Consider the following 812-nt stretch of genomic DNA (forward strand, 5'->3'; position numbering starts at 1 on the left):
TCCGACCCTCCCCTTCAGGGAAGGATCATCCTGCCAGGGGATCAGCCCTGGAGGAAAGGATTGGTGCGCCGTTCCGTGCCGAAATCCGAGCTCGGGCCATGCCCGCAGACGAAGCCGATCTCGTCGCCGAGCGGCAGCAGCTTGGTCTTGATGGCGGAGATCAGCGCGTCATGGTCGCCATAGGGGAAGTCCGTCCGGCCGATGGAGCCCTGGAACAGCACGTCGCCCACGAAGGCCACGCGCAGCTTGGTGCTGACATAGACGAGACTGCCCGGCGAATGGCCGGGGCAGTGATAAATGGCGAACTCCTCGCCGCCGAGCGTGACCGTCTCGCCCTCGTCCAGCCAGCGGTCCGGCACGAGGTTGCGCGCGCCGTCGAGACCATAGGCGCTGCCCTGCTTCTCCAGATTGTCGAGCAGCATCTTGTCGCCAAGCTGCGGGCCGATCACGGCGATGCCGGTCTTCTCCCGCAGTTCGTCCGCGCCGCCGGCATGGTCGATGTGGCCGTGGGTGAGCAGGATCTGCACCAGCTTCAGGCCCTGCTTCTCCAGCTGGGCCAGGATCTCGGCGACGTCGCCGCCGGGATCGATGACCGTGACCTCCTTGGTCGCGTCGTCCCAGACCAGCGTGCAGTTCTGCTGGAAGGGGGTCACGGGGATGATGCCAGCCTTGAGGGCCATGAGGTGCTCCGGAGACGACTACGCCCCGCGTATCATCCAGGCAGCCGGATCGCCACCCTCAGCCCGCCCTCTCGGCGATTGTGAAGCGTCACCTCGCCGCCATGGGCGCGCAGGATGCTGCGGGCGATGGTC

1 protein-coding gene is annotated in these 812 nt (G+C 66.7%); it reads right to left on the minus strand.

Annotated features, from left to right (window positions below; translation table 11 throughout):
* Nucleotides 1–41: 41 nt before the first annotated feature.
* A complete protein-coding gene (locus AC1DWF_RS33465; RefSeq protein WP_476842802.1) occupies nt 42–680 on the minus strand; it encodes an MBL fold metallo-hydrolase in 639 nt (212 codons plus the stop codon).
* Between the last annotated feature and the right edge of the window lie 132 nt (nt 681–812).

Source organism: Aminobacter sp. P4_D5 (assembly GCF_056401815.1).